22 protein-coding genes are annotated in these 15,934 nt (G+C 74.8%); 13 read left to right on the top strand and 9 right to left on the bottom strand.

Going from position 1 to position 15,934, the window contains the following annotated elements; all coding sequences use genetic code 11:
* Positions 1-94: 94 nt before the first annotated feature.
* The 6 genes from KPF47_RS07060 to KPF47_RS07035 all read right to left on the bottom strand — a co-directional run bounded on the left by KPF47_RS07060 (position 95) and on the right by KPF47_RS07035 (position 3,392).
* Positions 95-520: a transglycosylase family protein gene (locus KPF47_RS07060; RefSeq protein WP_308015345.1), complete on the bottom strand. Its 426-nt coding sequence runs from the start codon at positions 518-520 to the stop codon at positions 95-97.
* Between the two features lie 377 nt (positions 521-897).
* On the bottom strand, positions 898-1,281 hold the full coding sequence (locus KPF47_RS07055; RefSeq protein WP_224387717.1) for a hypothetical protein: 384 nt from the start codon (positions 1,279-1,281) through the stop codon (positions 898-900).
* 14 nt (positions 1,282-1,295) lie between these two features.
* The gene (locus tag KPF47_RS07050) at positions 1,296-1,928 is read right to left on the bottom strand and encodes a class I SAM-dependent methyltransferase (protein WP_224387716.1); all 633 of its coding nucleotides are present in this window, start codon (positions 1,926-1,928) and stop codon (positions 1,296-1,298) included.
* A gap of 32 nt (positions 1,929-1,960) precedes the next feature.
* Positions 1,961-2,368 carry a hypothetical protein gene (locus KPF47_RS07045; protein WP_224387715.1) on the bottom strand — a complete coding sequence of 136 codons (408 nt, stop codon included), beginning with the start codon at positions 2,366-2,368 and terminating at the stop codon, positions 1,961-1,963.
* On the bottom strand, positions 2,355-2,801 hold the full coding sequence (locus KPF47_RS07040; protein ID WP_224387714.1) for a DUF1707 domain-containing protein: 447 nt from the start codon (positions 2,799-2,801) through the stop codon (positions 2,355-2,357). The genes KPF47_RS07045 and KPF47_RS07040 overlap by 14 nt, the downstream gene beginning before the upstream one ends.
* A gap of 60 nt (positions 2,802-2,861) precedes the next feature.
* Positions 2,862-3,392, bottom strand: a complete 531-nt coding sequence (locus KPF47_RS07035) for a PadR family transcriptional regulator (protein WP_224387713.1) — start codon at positions 3,390-3,392, stop codon at positions 2,862-2,864.
* A gap of 262 nt (positions 3,393-3,654) precedes the next feature.
* On the opposite strand from KPF47_RS07035, the gene KPF47_RS07030 reads away from it, so the two are divergent.
* From KPF47_RS07030 to KPF47_RS06980, 11 genes are all read left to right on the top strand, one after another.
* Entirely contained in the window at positions 3,655-4,701 is a 1,047-nt protein-coding gene (locus KPF47_RS07030) for an NAD(P)-dependent alcohol dehydrogenase (protein ID WP_374108804.1), read from the top strand.
* A 106-nt stretch (positions 4,702-4,807) separates the two neighbouring features.
* A complete protein-coding gene (locus tag KPF47_RS07025) occupies positions 4,808-5,134 on the top strand; it encodes a putative quinol monooxygenase (RefSeq protein WP_224387712.1) in 327 nt (108 codons plus the stop codon).
* 291 nt (positions 5,135-5,425) lie between these two features.
* Positions 5,426-6,004 (top strand): L,D-transpeptidase, encoded by a 579-nt coding sequence (locus KPF47_RS07020; protein WP_224387711.1) that lies wholly within the window; start codon positions 5,426-5,428, stop codon positions 6,002-6,004.
* A 62-nt stretch (positions 6,005-6,066) separates the two neighbouring features.
* A complete protein-coding gene (locus KPF47_RS07015) occupies positions 6,067-6,882 on the top strand; it encodes a trans-aconitate 2-methyltransferase (RefSeq protein ID WP_224387710.1) in 816 nt (271 codons plus the stop codon).
* Between the two features lie 109 nt (positions 6,883-6,991).
* Positions 6,992-7,465, top strand: coding sequence for a hypothetical protein (locus tag KPF47_RS07010; RefSeq protein ID WP_224387709.1), 474 nt, complete (start codon positions 6,992-6,994; stop codon positions 7,463-7,465).
* Positions 7,466-7,743: 278 nt separating this feature from the next.
* Positions 7,744-8,205: an Asp23/Gls24 family envelope stress response protein gene (locus KPF47_RS07005; RefSeq protein ID WP_224387708.1), complete on the top strand. Its 462-nt coding sequence runs from the start codon at positions 7,744-7,746 to the stop codon at positions 8,203-8,205.
* On the top strand, positions 8,202-8,603 hold the full coding sequence (locus KPF47_RS07000; protein WP_224387707.1) for a hypothetical protein: 402 nt from the start codon (positions 8,202-8,204) through the stop codon (positions 8,601-8,603). Before KPF47_RS07005 ends, KPF47_RS07000 begins: the two co-directional genes overlap by 4 nt.
* A gap of 68 nt (positions 8,604-8,671) precedes the next feature.
* A complete protein-coding gene (locus tag KPF47_RS06995) occupies positions 8,672-8,884 on the top strand; it encodes a hypothetical protein (RefSeq protein ID WP_224387706.1) in 213 nt (70 codons plus the stop codon).
* 5 nt (positions 8,885-8,889) lie between these two features.
* Positions 8,890-9,393: an Asp23/Gls24 family envelope stress response protein gene (locus KPF47_RS06990; protein ID WP_224387705.1), complete on the top strand. Its 504-nt coding sequence runs from the start codon at positions 8,890-8,892 to the stop codon at positions 9,391-9,393.
* Positions 9,390-9,935 carry a DUF6286 domain-containing protein gene (locus KPF47_RS06985; RefSeq protein WP_224387704.1) on the top strand — a complete coding sequence of 182 codons (546 nt, stop codon included), beginning with the start codon at positions 9,390-9,392 and terminating at the stop codon, positions 9,933-9,935. The genes KPF47_RS06990 and KPF47_RS06985 overlap by 4 nt, the downstream gene beginning before the upstream one ends.
* Positions 9,935-10,534 carry an alkaline shock response membrane anchor protein AmaP gene (locus tag KPF47_RS06980; protein ID WP_224387703.1) on the top strand — a complete coding sequence of 200 codons (600 nt, stop codon included), beginning with the start codon at positions 9,935-9,937 and terminating at the stop codon, positions 10,532-10,534. The genes KPF47_RS06985 and KPF47_RS06980 overlap by 1 nt, the downstream gene beginning before the upstream one ends.
* Before the next feature lie 75 nt (positions 10,535-10,609).
* On the opposite strand, the gene KPF47_RS06975 is transcribed toward KPF47_RS06980, so the two are convergent.
* The 3 genes from KPF47_RS06975 to KPF47_RS06965 all read right to left on the bottom strand — a co-directional run bounded on the left by KPF47_RS06975 (position 10,610) and on the right by KPF47_RS06965 (position 12,593).
* A complete protein-coding gene (locus KPF47_RS06975) occupies positions 10,610-10,759 on the bottom strand; it encodes a hypothetical protein (RefSeq protein ID WP_224387702.1) in 150 nt (49 codons plus the stop codon).
* Between the two features lie 9 nt (positions 10,760-10,768).
* Positions 10,769-11,236 (bottom strand): hypothetical protein, encoded by a 468-nt coding sequence (locus tag KPF47_RS06970; protein ID WP_224387701.1) that lies wholly within the window; start codon positions 11,234-11,236, stop codon positions 10,769-10,771.
* A gap of 265 nt (positions 11,237-11,501) precedes the next feature.
* On the bottom strand, positions 11,502-12,593 hold the full coding sequence (locus tag KPF47_RS06965) for an aldo/keto reductase (protein WP_224387700.1): 1,092 nt from the start codon (positions 12,591-12,593) through the stop codon (positions 11,502-11,504).
* A 196-nt stretch (positions 12,594-12,789) separates the two neighbouring features.
* On the opposite strand from KPF47_RS06965, the gene KPF47_RS06960 reads away from it, so the two are divergent.
* Positions 12,790-13,356, top strand: coding sequence for a Chromate resistance protein ChrB (locus KPF47_RS06960; RefSeq protein WP_224387699.1), 567 nt, complete (start codon positions 12,790-12,792; stop codon positions 13,354-13,356).
* A 47-nt stretch (positions 13,357-13,403) separates the two neighbouring features.
* Entirely contained in the window at positions 13,404-15,932 is a 2,529-nt protein-coding gene (locus KPF47_RS06955; RefSeq protein ID WP_224387698.1) for a cation-transporting P-type ATPase, read from the top strand.
* Positions 15,933-15,934 lie beyond the last annotated feature (2 nt).

The following is a 15,934-nucleotide window of genomic DNA, read 5'->3' as shown; positions in this document are numbered from 1 at the left end:
CGATCGGGACTACTCCTGTGTGCAGGCACCTCAAGGACTCCTTCCCTCGCTGAGGGAAGGAGTCCTATCGGCTGTCGGCTCAGGAGCATTCGCCCTACTCGCCCGCGGCCAGCTCTTGTGCGGTCAATACCTTCTTGGAGCAGGCAGGCCAGGCCTTCCAGCCCTGGGCGTCGAGGACGTTCTCGGCGACCCGGATCTGCTCGGACTTGCTGGCCTGGTGCGCCCGGCCGGAGCCACCGAAGGCCTTCCAGGTCGACGGCGTGAACTGCAGGCCGCCGGAGAAGCCGTTGCCGGTGTTGGTGTTCCAGTTCCCGCTGGACTCGCACTCGGCGAGCTTCTCCCAGGTCGAGGACGACACGGACTGGGTGGGTGCCACCGCGGCGGCGGGCGCGACCGGGGCGGAGGTCTCGGGGGCGGCGGTCGCGGGTCCGGCCAGGGCGAGCGGAGCGCCGAACGCCAGGACACCGGCGACGAGAGTTCCGACGAAACGCCCACGGACGGACATACGGGTGCTGCTCATTGTGTGATCACCTGAGGTCCGGACCCACGGCTTTCCGGGCGGGCCGGTCGCGCGGGGAGCGCTGTGCCGGTGTCGTCGCGAGGGATCCCGCGGCCCGCGGCCCCGTCTCGGTCCGTGCAGATCGGCTGGCCGGGGACCGCGGGACGGGGCCGTGGTGGCGTGGCGGTTCCGGCGCTTCGGTGCGTGCCCGGCCCGTGCGGACCGGAGCGACCACGAAGGTCGCCGACGGGCCGAGATCAGGTCAAGCGGGTGCCCCGTGACGTATCACACGCGTATCACGACGACTATCGTCGTCGCAGCTCAGAGCCGCATTTTCCCGATCACGGAATCGACAGGGCGGCGGCCGGTACTTTCGATCCGGAGATGTTCCACCGGCGTCAGCGGCGCGGGGCGCCCTCGACCCGGCGCAGGGTGAACACCGCGATCCGCACGACCATCGCGTCGACGAGCAGGGTGCCGAAGGCCCAGCCGTCCAGCCAGGAGGCACCGTCCCCGCCGCCGGCGACCGCTACCAGGCCCGGCACGAGGAACAGGGCGACGCCCGCCCCGCCCGCGACGGCACAGCCGAGCAGCGCGGTCCCGTCCGGGCGGCGGAGCAGCAGCGCCAGCCCGGCGACCGCGGCCGCGGCGACGAGCCCCTCCAGCCCGGCCAAGACCGGCCCCGTGGCGACGACCGCGAGCCGGACGTGCAGTGCGGCGGACAGCACCAGCAGCACGGTCAGGATCCGGCGCCCGGTCACCGGGCCGCGGTCGTCGCTCATGGCGCCATCCTGGCCTACCGGACCCGTAGCACCAGGAGGCGGCAGTCGACCTGCTGCGCGGACCGGTAGGGCGCGATCTCGATCGAGACGGCCTCGAAGACGTCGGCGGCGGCGAGCCGGTCGACCTCGGCGCGGTAGCCGCCGGACTCCCAGACGTCGTCCAGCACGGTCGCCACGAGGTACCCGCCCGGCCGTACGACCCGGGTGAACTCCGCGAGCACCGAGGGCCCGACGTGGGCGTGGGTGAGCGTGCCGACGCAGACGACGACGTCGTAGGAGTCGTCGGGCAGCGCCAGCGCGGTGGTGAGGTCGGCCTCGCGCAGGTCCCGGTAGGCACCGGTGGCGCGGGCCCGCTCCAGCATCCCGGTCGACAGGTCGATGCCGTCGACCGTGGTGGCGCCGCGTTCGCGGAGCGCGACGCCGACCAGGCCGGTGCCGCAGCCGGCGTCGAGGATCTCCCCGCCGGCACCCGCGGCCGCGACGACGGCGTCCGCGGTGACGGCGGGCGCGACGTAGCCCTGGGTCTCGCCGGCGAGGTCGGCGTCGTAGGTGGGCGCCCACTCGTCGTAGAGGGCCCGGGCGTCGGCCGGACCCCTCAGCGAGTAGGCACGTTCCAGATGGGGGTCGCCCCCGGTGCTCGTGGCCATCGCCCGATCATGGTGGACGGCCCCGAGGGCTGTCATGCGCGCCCGAGCAACCCCCGGCGCGGCGGGTCGGCGGCGAGCAGCGAGAGGGCGCACAGCGCGCCCCAGCCGGCGGCCACCATGGTCGCCTTCTCCCGGGCGTCACGGTCGGGCAGCTGCGAGCCCAGCACCACGAGGTCGACGACGTCGGCGCCGACCCGCACCGCGATCGCGGCCTTGAGCGGGGCACCGGCCGGGGCCAGGGCCATGGCCAGGCCGGAGGCGAGGTCGCGGCCGCCGACAGCCCGGGCGAGCAGCGTGGTGCCCGCGGACGGGGTCCGGCCGTCCCCGGACAGCTTCGTCGGCGACAGCAGCACGTCCGGCTTCGCGGCGACGGCCGCGCCGTAGGCGGCGGTGGCGGCGCCCAGCAGGCGGGGGATCCAGGTCAGGTCACGACGGGGCATGCACCCGGTGTACCCGTTCCGTGCCGGTTATCGCCCGCCCGCACGGACCGGCGACCGACCGGCCGGTGAGCGTGCCGAGCGCGAGCAGGGCACCCCACGGACCGATCACCCAGATCGGCCAGAAGTAGGTGCCGCCCCCACCCAGCGCGACGGCGACCCACACCGTCAGCACGACGACCGCGGTCACCACCCACGGCCCCCAGGTCGCGGCCAGGACGGCGCGGCGGGCCCGGCGCGCGCGCTCCGGGTCGACGGGGCGCGGCAGCCGGGGCAGGTCCGCCTCGACGGCGGCGAGCTCCGACGTCGTGCGCGCCGCGGTCACCTGCTCGCTGCGCGCGGTGAACTCGGCGAGGTCGAGCCGCCCGTCCCCCACGTGCCGGCCGAGCCGCTCGAGCGCTCGCTCCCGCTCCGCGTCACCGATGCGGACGTCCACCATGACCACCCCTCCCAGTTGGATACCGACACTATCCGCTATCCGTTTCGGGAGGGCAAGTCAGAGCTCGTCGAGGAACACCAGCGCCGCTTCGGCCGAGGTGCGCCGCCAGGCGGCGAGCATCCGGTCGAACTCGTCGACCCCGCCGTCCCGCGCGCCCGTCGCCCGGTCCTGCTCCGTCCGCAGCGCCGCGACGATCGGGGCCAGCTCACGGCGCTGGGCGTCGACCAGCCCGGTCGCGTCCCGGCCGTGCCGGTGCAGCACCGCCAGCTTGAGCAGGAACTCCGAGCGCAGATCCCGCACGTGCGGGACCGGGGTGCCCAGCCAGACCTCGACGTGCCCGCGGCCGGCCGGGGTGGCGGCGTAGAGAGTGCGGGGCGGGCCGCCCCGCGTCTCGACCGCCTCCGCGGTGATCAGGCCGGCGTCCACCAGCCGCCCGATCGCCCGGTAGACGACCGGGCGGGGGATCTGCCAGACCCGCCCCAGCTCGCCGTCGGCGGCGGTGAGCGCAGCGACGGCGAAACCGTGCACCGGGCGCTCACCGGCCACGGCCAGCACGACCCACTCGGCGAGCCCGAGCCGCGGAAGCATCGGGCCAGCGTAGGGCCTCGGCGGGGGACGGCCCGCCCGGTCGCCCCCGCCCCCGGAGCGAGGGCGGTCGTGGCACGGGAGCGCGGCCGGGCACCCCTCCCGAGCCGGAGACGCGCGCCACAGCCCGCCGATGCATTGTGCACAACCATCAACGGGTAGCCATGCGGTGATGCGGCGGCCGGACGGCCGCCCGTCCCCGCCGTGGCCCCGGTGCCCGGCCGTCCGAGACACGGCGTCCCCACGACGCCGACCAGGAGGAAACGTGCCCACGACCGTGCCCGCCATGACCACCGCCGGCCCGAACAAGCCGTTCGAGCGCGGCACCGTCACCCGCCGCGACCCGAAGCCGCACGACGTCGTCATCGACATCCGGTACGCCGGGATCTGCCACTCCGACATCCACCAGGCTCGCGACGAGTGGGGCGAGGGCATCTACCCGATGGTCCCCGGCCACGAGATCGCCGGCGTCGTGTCGGCGGTCGGCACCGAGGTCACCCGCCACGCCGTGGGCGACCGCGTCGGCGTCGGCTGCTTCGTCGACTCCTGCCGCGAGTGCGAGAACTGCCGGGCGGGCGAGGGGCAGTACTGCCTGAAGGGCGAGGTGCAGACCTACAACGCCACGGACTACGACGGCGAGCCCACCTACGGCGGCTACTCCACGCAGGTGGTCGTCGACGAGAACTACGTGCTGCGGATCCCGGAGGGCGTCGAGCTCGACGTCGCCGCGCCGCTGCTGTGCGCCGGCATCACGCTCTACTCGCCCCTGAACCACTGGAACGCCGGGCCCGGCAGCCGGGTCGCCATCGTCGGCATGGGCGGCCTCGGCCACATGGGCGTCAAGATCGCCAAGGCGATGGGTGCCGAGGTGACGGTCCTGTCCCGCACGCTGTCCAAGGAGGAGGACGGAAGGCGGCTCGGGGCCGACCACTACTACGCGACCGAGGACGAGACGACCTTCACCGAGCTGGCCGGGCGCTTCGACCTCGTCGTCAACACCGTCGCCGCGGTCATCCCGGTCGACGACTACCTGGGCCTGCTGAAGCTGGACGGGTCGATGGTGAACGTCGGCGTGCCGGAGGAGAAGCTCTCGTACCACGGCTTCTCCCTGGTCGCGGGCCGCAAGAGCCTGTCCGGCTCGAAGATCGGCGGTATCCGCGAGACGCAGGAGATGCTGGACTTCTGCGCCCAGCACGGTCTCGGCGCCGACATCGAGACGATCTCCTGCGACCAGGTCGACGAGGCGTGGGAGCGGGTCGTGAAGGGCGACGTGCGCTACCGCTTCGTGATCGACACCGCGACCTTCGGCTGAGCCCGTCCGTCAACCCCGCGGCGTCCCACTTCGAGACGCCCGCGCCACCACGATCCGTGGAACGATCCCCCGCGACGTTCCCGACGACAGTGAACCGGAGGCTCACGTGATCCTCATCGTGCTCAAGGCCCAGATCCGCCCGGACAAGCGCGAGGAGTGGCTGTCCGGCATCTCGCAGTACACGAAGGACGTGAGCTCCGAGCCGGGCAACATCTCCTTCGACTACTACGAGAACGCCGAGAAGCAGAACGAGTTCGTCATCGTCGAGGTCTTCCGGGACAGCGCGGCCGGCGACGCCCACGTCAAGACCGAGCACGCGCAGAAGTTCTTCGACTTCATGGGCTCGGTCGTGCCGGAGAAGCCGCTCATCAACTTCCAGAGCGAGGACGGCAAGGACGCCTGGGTCGAGATGGGCGAGGTCACCCCGCACTGACCCCGCCCGACCCCGACGATGCCGGCGACCCCACGGGTCGCCGGCATCGTCGTGTGCGGGCCGGGCCGGACGCAGCAGGGCGGACCGGACATCGGTACCGAGACGGTCCTTCCGGGTGATCGGGACGGGAGCGCACCGCGTCCGGCCCGGCCGGGGCCGGGGTGCAGACTGGCCGCGCACGGTCGAACTTTTCGTCACGCAACCCGAGCGCTCCCCACGCGTCTCCCACCGTGACGGAACGATCACGTGGCGTCGTCTCCCCCGGGCGGCGCGGACGAACAGGAGCACCCCATGGACACCGTCCGGCAGCGGCCCCGCCGCCTCGTCGCACTGGGCCTCGGACTGGCCACCGTCGCGGGTGTCGCCGTCGCCGGGACGGCACTGGCCGGGTCCCCCGCCGCCGAGCAGGCGCGCACGCAGCCGCTCGTGCCGGGCACCCCGTGCTCGGTCACCGCCAAGGCCTGCGTCGACCTGGACTCGCAGCGGTCCTGGCTCATCCAGGACGGCAAGGTGATCCGCGGCCCGATCGGCATCTCCTCGGGCGGCAACGGCCAGGAGACCCCGGTCGGCCACTCGCTGCGCGTCTACCGCAAGGACGCGACCCACAAGAGCGAGGAGTCGCGGCTGCCCAACGGCGACCCGGCGCCCATGCCCTGGTCGGTGTTCTTCAACGACGGCGGCATCGCCTTCCACAGCGGCGACCCGAACCGGTCCTCGGCCGGCTGCATCCACGTCCCGCCGGACGAGGCCAAGGCGTACTTCAACTACCTGCAGATCGGCGACCAGGTGCAGGTCGTGAAGGCCTCGGAGGAGACCGCGGCGCGCCTCACGGCGTCACCACATCGAGGGTCGCCAGGGCCTCCTGCGTAACGCACGGACCGCCGGTACGCGACACACCGGGCGTACCACCCGTCCGTCCCTGGGAGTGCCCGATGGCCGAGAGCCACCCCGCCCGTCGCACGCCGATCGACCACGCCCGGCGGGTCGCCCGGCTCTCCCTGAGCGGGGGCGCGCGGGCCGCCGCGGCACCGGTGCGCGGGCTGGCCCGGCTCGGCCGCGAGTCCGGGGCCCCGCGCTGGACCGGTCAGACGTGGCTCTGGCAGCCGGGCTGGGGGCGGCGCACGCACGACCGGCTCTACCGCAGCCCCGCCCCGTACTCGATCGGCCTGTCGGCCTACGAGCAGCAGAAGTACGGCACGATCATGGACACGCTCGCCGGGCGCCGCTTCGACCGGGTGCTGGAGGTCGGCTGCGGTGAGGGCGACCTGTCGGTACGCCTCGCCGGCCACACCGCGGCGCTGCTCGGGGTGGACATCTGTGCCGCCGCCGTCGAGCGGGCCGCCGCCCGGGTGCCGTCGGGGACCTTCGTCCGTCGCACGCTCCCGCACGAGATGCCCGAGGGCGACTTCGACCTGATCGTCTGCTCGGACGTCCTGTACTACTGGGAGCCGGTGACGCTGCGGGTCGGCCTGACCACCCTGCTGGACCGCCTGCGCCCGGGCGGGATGCTGCTGGCCTACCACTACCGCGGGGCGTTCGGACAGGCCGGCACGGCCGACCGGGTGCACGAGACGCTCGCCGCCAAAGCCGCCGCGCACGGGACGACGATGCGGACGCACCGGTCCGTCGACGGCGTCGGCCCCGACGGTGCCGGGGCGCGGTTCGACGTCGTCGTCCGCCCCGAGGTCGTGGTGCCGGCACCGCGACTCCCGCAGCCGGACGTCGCAGCGCGCGCACGCCGTTCCTGAGGGAGCTGCTGCGCCGGGTGGCGGTGCGCCCGCTGGACCGTCCGGTCGTTCTCGTCAGGGCGACGTGGACCTGTCGTGACCGGCCGTATCCTGGCTACCGTCCGGGTCCATGACGGTCGAATCCGACGGGCCCGCCGGGATGGCCGACGCCCAGCGCGTGGTCACGATCCCCGAGCTGAGCGCTCCGAGCTACCTCCAGGCGGTGCTGTCGATCGCCTACCGCGACGAGCGCAACAGCGTCCCGCTCACCGTCGCCACCCCGGCCGGGCTGGTGTTCGGCAACGCCGTGCACCCGTCGGCCTGGCTCCGCGGGCTCGGGGACCAGCTGCGCCGGCTCACCGCGGGCGACCCGGGCAACGAGTCCGCGGCGTCGATGGCCGACATGTTCGACGAGATGGCCGACGGCCGCGGGGACGAACGACCCGGCCGGGACGTCCCGGTGAAGGACATCCACTGGATCTACTTCACCGACGCGCTGGTGGTCCCGACCGCCGCGGGCGGGCCGAACTACGTCGAGCCGGCCTGCTGGCAGGTGGCGCTGCGCGACGTCACCGGCTGGACGATCGGCCTCCCGCCCGCCTGAGAGCCCCGTCCGATGATCATCCGAACGTGTGATCGCAAACCCGGGGCGCGCGGACCCCGCGGAACGCCCCCGTCGCAGGTCAACGCGCATCCGTGCAGGTCGGCGGCCCGTCGCCGGCGCCGTGCTGTGACGACGGCCACCCGAAGTCGTGCGTGAGGATGCGCCACCTCCCGGACTCCCATGTGTGTCGAGCGGATCGAGAGGGCACAACCGGTACGAACCGGCCCCCGATCCGGCCACTGTGAGGCCCGGTACCGGGCCACGACCTGGAGGCGCACATGAGCACCACCGAGACCAAGACCCCGGCCGTCACCGGCACCCCGTCGGCGCTGCAGTCCGAGCACGGCAGCACCCGCATCGCCGAGACGGTCGTCTCGAAGATCGCCGGCCTGGCCGCCCGCGAGGTCAGCGGCATCCACGCGCTCGGCGGCGCCGCCCGTGCGTTCGGTGCGCTCCGCGAGCGCATCCCGGGCGGCACCACCAACGCCTCGCAGGGCGTGTCGGTCGAGGTCGGCGAGAAGCAGGCCGCTGTCGACATCAACGTCGTCGTCGAGTACGGCGTCTCCATCGCCGACCTGGCGAAGGCCGTCCGTCGCAACGTCATCTCCGCCCTGGAGCGGATGACCGGGCTCGAGGTCGTCGAGGTCAACATCTCGGTCGACGACGTCCACCTGCCGTCCGACGACGACGGCAAGGACGACGAGCCGAAGAAGATCGAGTCCACCTCGCGGGTGGCGTGAGCGCCCGCACCGCCGCGGGTGGCGACGGATCCGTCGCCACGGGAGCGATCGACACCGACCGGGTCGCCGGCGCGGTCCTGGGCTGCCCCGGAGTGGCCCAGCTGCACGGCGGCCGGTTCGGTGAGATCGCGACCTACCTGCCCGGACGCCGGGTGAGCGGCATCCGCGTGGACCCGGCGGCCCCGGCCGTCGAGGTCCATGTGGTCGGCCGTTACCCGGCCCCCGTGGCCGAGATCGACCGCCAGGTCCGCACCGCGCTGCTCCCGGTCGTCGGGGGCGCACGGGTGGACGTGGTGGTCGGCGACTACGCCGGCCCGTCCGAGACGACGCCGATCCGGCCGTCGGACTCGACCCCCGCCACCGGCGAGCTCCCGGCCCCTCCCGCGGCCACCCCCTGACCCGCCCGGACGCCCGTCCGTACCACCCGGACGTCCGGTACCTCCTCGTCCCGAAGGACGTGACTGTGATGTCCCTGTCCACCAACACCCAGATCGGTCTGCTCGCCGGTCTCCTCCTGGCCATCGCCGGCATCGTCGGCGGCTTCGGCGGCTTCGTGCTCGCCCTGATCCTCGGCGCGATCGGCCTCGGCGTCGGTCGCTGGCTCGACGGCGACCTCGACCTGTCCGAGCTCTCCGAGCGGTCGGGGCTGTCCGGGCGCGGCCGCGACAAGGTCCGGTGAACCCGGTGAACACCGCCGGACCGACGGGGACGGCGACCGGTGACCCGGACACGATCCGGGCCACCAGGGCCGCCCCTCCCCCGCCGGACGACACCCCGACCCGCACGATCGACACCGGCACGGGCCCCGGCGCCGCCGGCACGGCCGCGGAGGACCGCGGCCGGGTCGACGTCGCCGACCAGGTCGTGCAGAAGATCGCGCTCGGGGCCCTGGAGGAGACCGAGGGCGTCGGCGGCACCGCAGGCACCGTCGGGCGGATGCTCGGCCGTGCCGACTCCGCGGGCCACCCCCGCGTCGAGGCGACCGTCTCCGGACGGTCGACGCGGATCGACGCGCGGATCTCCGTCGCCTACCCGTCCCCGGTGGCCGCGGTCTGCGACCGCGCCCGCGCGCACGTCGTGCGGCAGGTCGAGGCGCTGACCGGGTTGTCCGTCGCACGGGTCGACGTCGTCGTCACCGCGCTCACCGTCCCGGGCGCGGCCCGGCAGACCGGGAGGGAGCTCGAATGATCCGCCGCCCCCGCAAGTCCCTCGCCGCGGGCCTCGTCGCCCTGGTCCTGCTCGCGCTCTGCGTCGTCGTCGCGGTCGCGGTCGTGCAGCTGCTCCTCGGGCAGCAGCCGATCGTCGACTTCGGTGCGCTGGGCTCCGCCGTCGCCGGGTTCACCGGTGCCGACGTGCCCGTGCTCGTCGTGTCCGGCCTGGTCGCACTGGTCGGGCTGGTCCTCGTCGTGGTCGCACTGCGACCCGGCACCCCGACCGTGTTCCCGCTGACCCCCGCGGACGGTGCCGAGCACCTCGACTCCGGCATCACCCGGCGCAGCCTGAACCGGGCGCTGGCCGACGCCGCCACCGGCGTCGACGGCGTCACCAAGGTGTCGGTGAAGAGCACCGGCCGGCGTGCCGCCGTCACCGCCCACGCGGCGTTCGGCGACCCGTCGGACCTGCGCGACCGGGTCCGCACCGCCGTGGCCGAGCGGCTCGACGCGGTCGGGCCGGCCCGCACCCCGAAGGTCACGGTGTCCGTGACCGGCACGAAGCAGCAGGAGGCGTGATGGCCAGCGCGACCCCACCGGCCCGGCTCAACCGGACCCTGCTGTTCCTGATCGGTCTCGTCCTGCTCGCCGCGGGCGTGTTCGGGCTGTTGTTCGGCACCGGCGTGCTGCGACAGCTCCTCCCGGGGATCGACCCCTCAGTCCCGCTGCTCCCGGCCGGCCTGACGCTGCCCGGGTGGGCGCCGTGGGTGACCCTCGCCGTCGCCGTCGTCGTCGGGCTGCTGGCGTTGCGCTGGCTACTCGCCCAGGCCCGGCGCAGGCCGCGCACCTCGGCCTGGACCCTGCCGTCGGCGCAGGTCGCGGGCCGCGACGCCGGCACGACCCGGATCCACTCCGACCACGCCGCCGATGCACTGGCGGCCGACATCGAGAGCTACGACGGCGTCCAGCGCGCCGCCGCCGCGCTCGTCGGGGACCGGCGCCGCCCGGAGATCCACCTCGACGTGACCGCGGACGACGGCACCGACCTCGCCGCGCTGCGCAGCCGGATCACCGACCACGCGCTGCCCCGGCTGCGGTCCGCACTGGACATCGGGTCCGGGCGCGCGGACCTGGTGCTGCGCCTGGCCGAGGAGAAGGAGCACTCGCGGGTGGGCTGACCGCCACGCGCGCACGACGACGGGGCCCCGGTGATCCGGGGCCCCGTCGTCGTGTGGTCGTCGTGTGCGGGAGGGTCAGCGCGACCGGTCGACGAACCCGGCGCCGGCGATCCGCAGGCCGCTGCCACCCGCCATCCGGAGCAGCCCGGCCATGGCGATGACCAGACCGACCATCTCGAGGGTCTCCTCGGTGCCGGCGAGGACGTTGTAGGTGAAGGACTGCACGTCACCGGTCTACTCGAACAGGGCGCCCCCCGCCGACTCCAGCCCGACCGCCCCGAACAGGAACACCGCCGCCCCCGCGACGACGAGGTGGGCACCCGGCCGGCGCAGCACCATCGGCAGGCACAGCGCGGCGACGACCGCGACCAGCGCCACGGCCGGGATGATCCAGGCGTAGGTCAGGAACCCGCTGGTCCCGAACGTGGTGTGGATGATCCAGCCGACCTGCTCGTGGTTGGCGGCGGTCTCGTCCATCGCGACGACCGCGCAGGACAGGCTGAGCAGGATCCAGCGCCACCGCTCCCGGCGCACCGAGTTCGCCGCGATCAGCGCGAGGAGCGCGGCGTTGGTCAGATGCATCGCGGAGCTGAACCAGGTCGAGACGTTCAGCTCGGTGCCCAGGCGGATCGGGGCCGGGATCTCGAACCCGGGCCGTCCGATGCCGTAGACGGCGGCACCGTAGTGCGCCAGCGCCAGCACGGCCACGATCGCGGCGGCGGTGCCGACGACCGGCCCGCGGCGCAGGAGCGCCAGGTGCGGCGCGCCGGGCGCGGCGGGCTGGGCCTGCGGCGACGGCTCCGGACGGGCCGGGGTCGCGCTACCGGATGTCGCCGCGGGGGCGGTCCGGCGGTGGCGTCCGGCTCCTCGGCGAAGCGTGGGAAGACGACCGTGGCCGGGTCGTCGTCGGCGCTGTGCGCGCCGCGACCCTGGGCGCCGCGGCCCCGGTCGAGATGGTCCTGGGCGGTCATGTCCCCTCCTCCTCACCGCGCGGCCGCGCGACGTCGGCGGGCGACGTCGACGGGGCCGCGAGGTGGCTGGAAGGTAAACGAGCGTACGTCCGCCGGGAAACGCAGGGGCAGCTCCAGGGCCGCGCCGAGCGGGTCGCCCAGTACCGCTCGGCCGGTTCGGCCAGCGTGGCGAGCTCGTCGACCGCGTCCGCGGGCAGCGTGAGCTCCGCGCCCGCGAGGTTCGACGCGAGCTGCCCGGTCCCGACGGGCCCGAGCAGCACCCGCCACGCCCACGGGTTCGCCAGCGCCGCCGCGACGGCGATCCGGTCCAGCGGCACCCCGGTCCGCACCGCCAGCGCGGCGGCCGCGCGGGCACCGTCGGTGCCGTCCTCGCCGCCGGGGGCGAGCCTGCCGTTCGCGAAGACCTCCTTCACGATCACCCGGGCCCCGGCGTCGGCCGCCTCGGCGAGCGCCGGACCGGCCGAGGGTTCCAGGGGGTTCCAGGTGCTCTGGAACGAGGTGAACAGCGGTTCGCCGTCCACCCGCACCTCCAGCGCCCGGCGCACGGCGTCGGCCTGCGCGGGCCCGGAGGTGGAGATGCCGACCCGGACCCCCCGGTCGCGCAGGTGGGCCATCGCGCGGTGCACCCGCACGTCGTCGAGGACGCCGGTGTCGAGGGTGGCCGAGTGCACGTGGTAGATCCCGAGGTGGTCGCCGAGCAGCTCGTGGGTCGACGCGTACTGCTCGGTGAAGGCGTCGAGCGAATGGTCCTTGACCTCGTGGGTGTCGGCCTCGGTGCGCCACCCGCCCACGTAGCGGTAGCCCCACTTCGAGCCGATCTCGACCGGGTCCCCGCCGCCGGTGACCCCGGGCCGGTCGGCGAGCCAGGCGGCGAGGAACTCCTCGGCGCGGCCGTAGGAGCGGGCGACGTCGACGTAGCGCACGCCCGCGGCGTACGCGGCGTCGAGCAGGGCGCGGGAGCGGTCGCGCAGGGTGGCGACGTCGCGGTCGTCCCCGAGCTCACCGGCGCGACCGGAGGTGATGTAGGCGGGACGGGCGATCGCGGCCAGACCGAGGCCGAGACGGTGGGCGGGGGCGGGGGCGGGCATGGGTCCAGCCTGCCGTACCCGCGGCACGACAGGGGTACGCGGTGAACCCGTCGGGGCCGGTCCCGGGGTCGTGGTGTGCCACCCGGCGGGATGCGGCGCCCGCGCCGGTTCGCGATCGCGCCTCGCGGACGCCGGCTGCCGGGCCGGCGGACGAAACACCTGTTGCACCACCGGGGCGGCCGGTAGCGTCCCCGGCATGACCGACGCCCCGTCCGGTGGCTGGGTCCTGCTGCTCGCGCAGCTGCCCGCCTCGCCCTCGAGCCCCCGGGTCACGCTGTGGCGCCGGGCTCGCGCCGCGGGTGCGGTCGGCCTGCAGAACGGCGCCTGGGTGCTGCCCGCGACCGACGAGCACCGCACGTTCCTGGCGGGACTGGCCACCTACGTCCGGGAGTCGGGCGGTACCGCCTTCGCCCTCGACGTCGCCCCGGGTGCGGCCGACGACGGGATCGTGACCCGGATCCGTGCCGAGCGCGGCAAGGAGTTCGCCGAGTTCACCGAGCGCGGCGACGCGCTGCTGGCCGAGCTGGACAAGGAGTCCGCGCGGGACAACTACTCCTTCGCCGGGCTGGAGGAGAACGAGCAGGACCTCGAGCGCCTCACCCGCTGGCTGGCCACGATCGCGTCCCGGGACTTCTTCCCCGACGAGCGCGGCAAGGACGCGGAGGCCCTGCTCGAACGCTGCCGGCGCGCGCTCGACGCCTTCACCGCCGCCGTCTACCGCGCCGAGGGCGTGGCCCCCGACCTGCCGCCCCGCACCGGATGAGCCGGCGGACGAGTGCGGGATGAGCACGGGATGAGCACGGCGGTCCGGTGACCGCCCCGGCGCACGCCACGACCGGTGCGGCGGTCGTCGAGACCCTCGGCACCGACGCCGTCCACGGCCTGACCCGCGCCGAGGCCGCCGCCCGGCGGGCGCGGTACGGCCCCAACCGGTGGGTCGTCCCGCGCCGGGTGACCTTCCTGCGTGTGCTGGCCGACGAGGTCACCGAGCCGATGATGCTGCTGCTCGCCGCGATCGCGGTGTTCTACGGCGTCTGGGGCGGGCCGGCCGACACCGCCGCGGTCGTCGTGATCATCGCCGCGGTCGTCGGGTTCGAGGTGTTCGCCGAGTTCCGGGCGAAGGCCGTGATCGCCTCGCTGGGCGAGCTGACCGCGCCGACGACGCCGGTGGTGCGCGGGGGGAGCACCGTCTCGGTCGGGGTCCGGGACGTGGTGCCCGGCGACCTCGTGCCGCTGGCCGCGGGCACGCGGGTCCCCGCCGACCTGCGGCTGGTCGAGACCTGGGGGCTGCGCGTCGACGAGTCCGCCCTCACCGGCGAACCCGTCGCCGCACCCAAGGACGCCGCCCGGGTGCTCTCCGGTGACACCGCCCTGGCCGACCGCACGAATCTCGTGTTCGCCGGGACGACGGTCGTCGCCGGGCGGGCCCGTGGCGTCGTCGTCGCGACGGGGACGGCCACCGAGCTCGGCACGCTGACCGGGCTGGTCGTCGCCGCGCGGCCACCGCGGACCGCGCTGCAGCAGGGCATGCGCGAACTCGCCGGCGCCCTCGCGACGCTGGCGATCGCGTTCAGCGTGCTCGTCCCACTGGTCGGGGTGCTGACCGGGCAGCCGTGGCGGGAGATGGTGCTGACCGGTCTCACGCTGGCCTTCGCGACCGTCCCGGAGGAGCTGCCGCTCATCGTGAGCCTGGTGCTCGGGCTGGGTGCGTACCGGCTGTCGCGACGCCGCGGGCTGGTCCGGCGGCTGCACGCGGCGGAGGCGCTGGGGCTGGTGACGGTGCTCGCCACGGACAAGACCGGGACGCTCACCCGTAACGTGATGACCGTCGCCCGGGTCGAGCCGGTCGCGGGCGTCGACGGCGACACCCTGCTCGCACTCGGCGCGGCCTGCACCGAGACCGCCCCCGAGCCCGACGGCGGCTGGTCCGGTGACCCGACCGACGTCGCGTTCCTGGTCGCGGCCCGCGACCGGGGACTGCCGACCCCCGCCGAGCCGGTCGCGCGGTTCCCGTTCGATCCCGCCCGGGAGACGATGACGGTCGTCCTGCCCGCCGGGACGTCGGGCACCGCCACGGTGGTGACCACCGGCTCGCCGGAGTCGGTACTGGCCCGCTGCGGTGCGCCGTCGCCGGAGACGGCGGGCCGGGTCGCCGTGCTCGCCGCGGGCGGCCTGCGGGTGATCGCGGTGGCGAGCAGGCCCGTGTCGCGGGTCCCGGCGACCGTCGACGACGCCGAGCGCGACCTCGTCCTCGCCGGTCTGGTGGCGCTGTCGGACCCGCCGCGCCCCGGTGCCGCCGAGGCCGTGGCCGCCGCGCGCCGGGCCGGGGTGCGGGTGGTGATGGTGACCGGTGACCACCCCGCCTGCGCCCGGGCCGTCGCCGCGGAGGTCGGCATCGACCCCGACCCGGTGCTGACCGGCCGCGACCTCGACGGGCTCGACGACGCGACCCTGGCGCTCGCCGTCGCCTCCACCCCGGTGTTCGCCCGGGTCACCCCGGCGCACAAGCTGCGCCTGGTCACCGCCCTGCAGGCCGGCGGCGAGGTGGTGGCGGTGACCGGGGACGGCGTGAACGACGCCCCCGCGCTGGCCCGGGCCGACGTCGGCGTCGCCATGGGCTCCTCGGGCACCGACGTGGCCCGCGAGGCGGCCGGCCTGGTGCTCGCCGACGACGACGTCTCCACCCTCACCCGGGCGCTGCGCGAGGGCCGCACCCTGCACGGGAACCTCCGCAAGGGCGTCGCGTACTACCTGGCCTGCAAGGCAGGCCTGGTCGCGACCGTCGCCACCGGGGTGCTCGCCGGGATGGCGGTGCCGTTCACCCCGATCCAGATCGTGGTGCTGGAGATGTTCATGGACATCGCGGGGAGCGCGACCTTCGCCGCCGAGCCCGCCGAGCGCGACGCGATGTCCCGGCCCCCGCGGGACGCCGGCGCGCGCTTCCTGGACCGGGCCCTGCTCGGCGACCTCGCCGCCGGGGCCGCGGCGTTGTCCGTCGCGGTCGGCGGGCTGTACCTGGTGACCGCCTCGCAGACGGTCGCGTTCGTGGGGTGGCTGTCCGGGCACGTGGCGCTGGCCTGGGTGATGCGCACCGAGCGGACGTCCGTGCTGCGGTCCGGGCTGCTCGCGAACCGGTTCCTGCCGTGGTGGACGGTGGTGACCGCGGTGGCGGTGGCCGTCCTCATGACGGTGCCGGTGCTCCGGGAGACGCTGCGCCTGACCCCGCTGACCGGTCCGCAGTGGACGGCTGCGGTGCTGGTCCCGGTGGCGGCGGTCGCGGTGCTGGAGCTGGTCCGGACCGGGCGCCGGCGGGCCGCCACGGGGCGCCCGGCGGGGTGATC

The sequence above is a fragment of the Pseudonocardia sp. ICBG1293 genome, from assembly GCF_020131355.1.
Lineage (GTDB): Bacteria > Actinomycetota > Actinomycetes > Mycobacteriales > Pseudonocardiaceae > Pseudonocardia.
This window is presented reverse-complemented; position numbering and strand designations above follow the sequence as displayed.

Coding starts and splice junctions, on each gene's coding strand:
- KPF47_RS07060 (WP_308015345.1), bottom strand. CDS start 520: ATGAGCAGCACCCGTATGTCCGTCCGTGGGCGTTTCGTCGGAACTCTC.
- KPF47_RS07055 (WP_224387717.1), bottom strand. CDS start 1,281: ATGAGCGACGACCGCGGCCCGGTGACCGGGCGCCGGATCCTGACCGTG.
- KPF47_RS07050 (WP_224387716.1), bottom strand. CDS start 1,928: ATGGCCACGAGCACCGGGGGCGACCCCCATCTGGAACGTGCCTACTCG.
- KPF47_RS07045 (WP_224387715.1), bottom strand. CDS start 2,368: ATGCCCCGTCGTGACCTGACCTGGATCCCCCGCCTGCTGGGCGCCGCC.
- KPF47_RS07035 (WP_224387713.1), bottom strand. CDS start 3,392: ATGCTTCCGCGGCTCGGGCTCGCCGAGTGGGTCGTGCTGGCCGTGGCC.
- KPF47_RS07020 (WP_224387711.1), top strand. CDS start 5,426: ATGGACACCGTCCGGCAGCGGCCCCGCCGCCTCGTCGCACTGGGCCTC.
- KPF47_RS07015 (WP_224387710.1), top strand. CDS start 6,067: ATGGCCGAGAGCCACCCCGCCCGTCGCACGCCGATCGACCACGCCCGG.
- KPF47_RS07010 (WP_224387709.1), top strand. CDS start 6,992: ATGACGGTCGAATCCGACGGGCCCGCCGGGATGGCCGACGCCCAGCGC.
- KPF47_RS07005 (WP_224387708.1), top strand. CDS start 7,744: ATGAGCACCACCGAGACCAAGACCCCGGCCGTCACCGGCACCCCGTCG.
- KPF47_RS06995 (WP_224387706.1), top strand. CDS start 8,672: ATGTCCCTGTCCACCAACACCCAGATCGGTCTGCTCGCCGGTCTCCTC.
- KPF47_RS06985 (WP_224387704.1), top strand. CDS start 9,390: ATGATCCGCCGCCCCCGCAAGTCCCTCGCCGCGGGCCTCGTCGCCCTG.
- KPF47_RS06980 (WP_224387703.1), top strand. CDS start 9,935: ATGGCCAGCGCGACCCCACCGGCCCGGCTCAACCGGACCCTGCTGTTC.
- KPF47_RS06965 (WP_224387700.1), bottom strand. CDS start 12,593: ATGCCCGCCCCCGCCCCCGCCCACCGTCTCGGCCTCGGTCTGGCCGCG.
- KPF47_RS06960 (WP_224387699.1), top strand. CDS start 12,790: ATGACCGACGCCCCGTCCGGTGGCTGGGTCCTGCTGCTCGCGCAGCTG.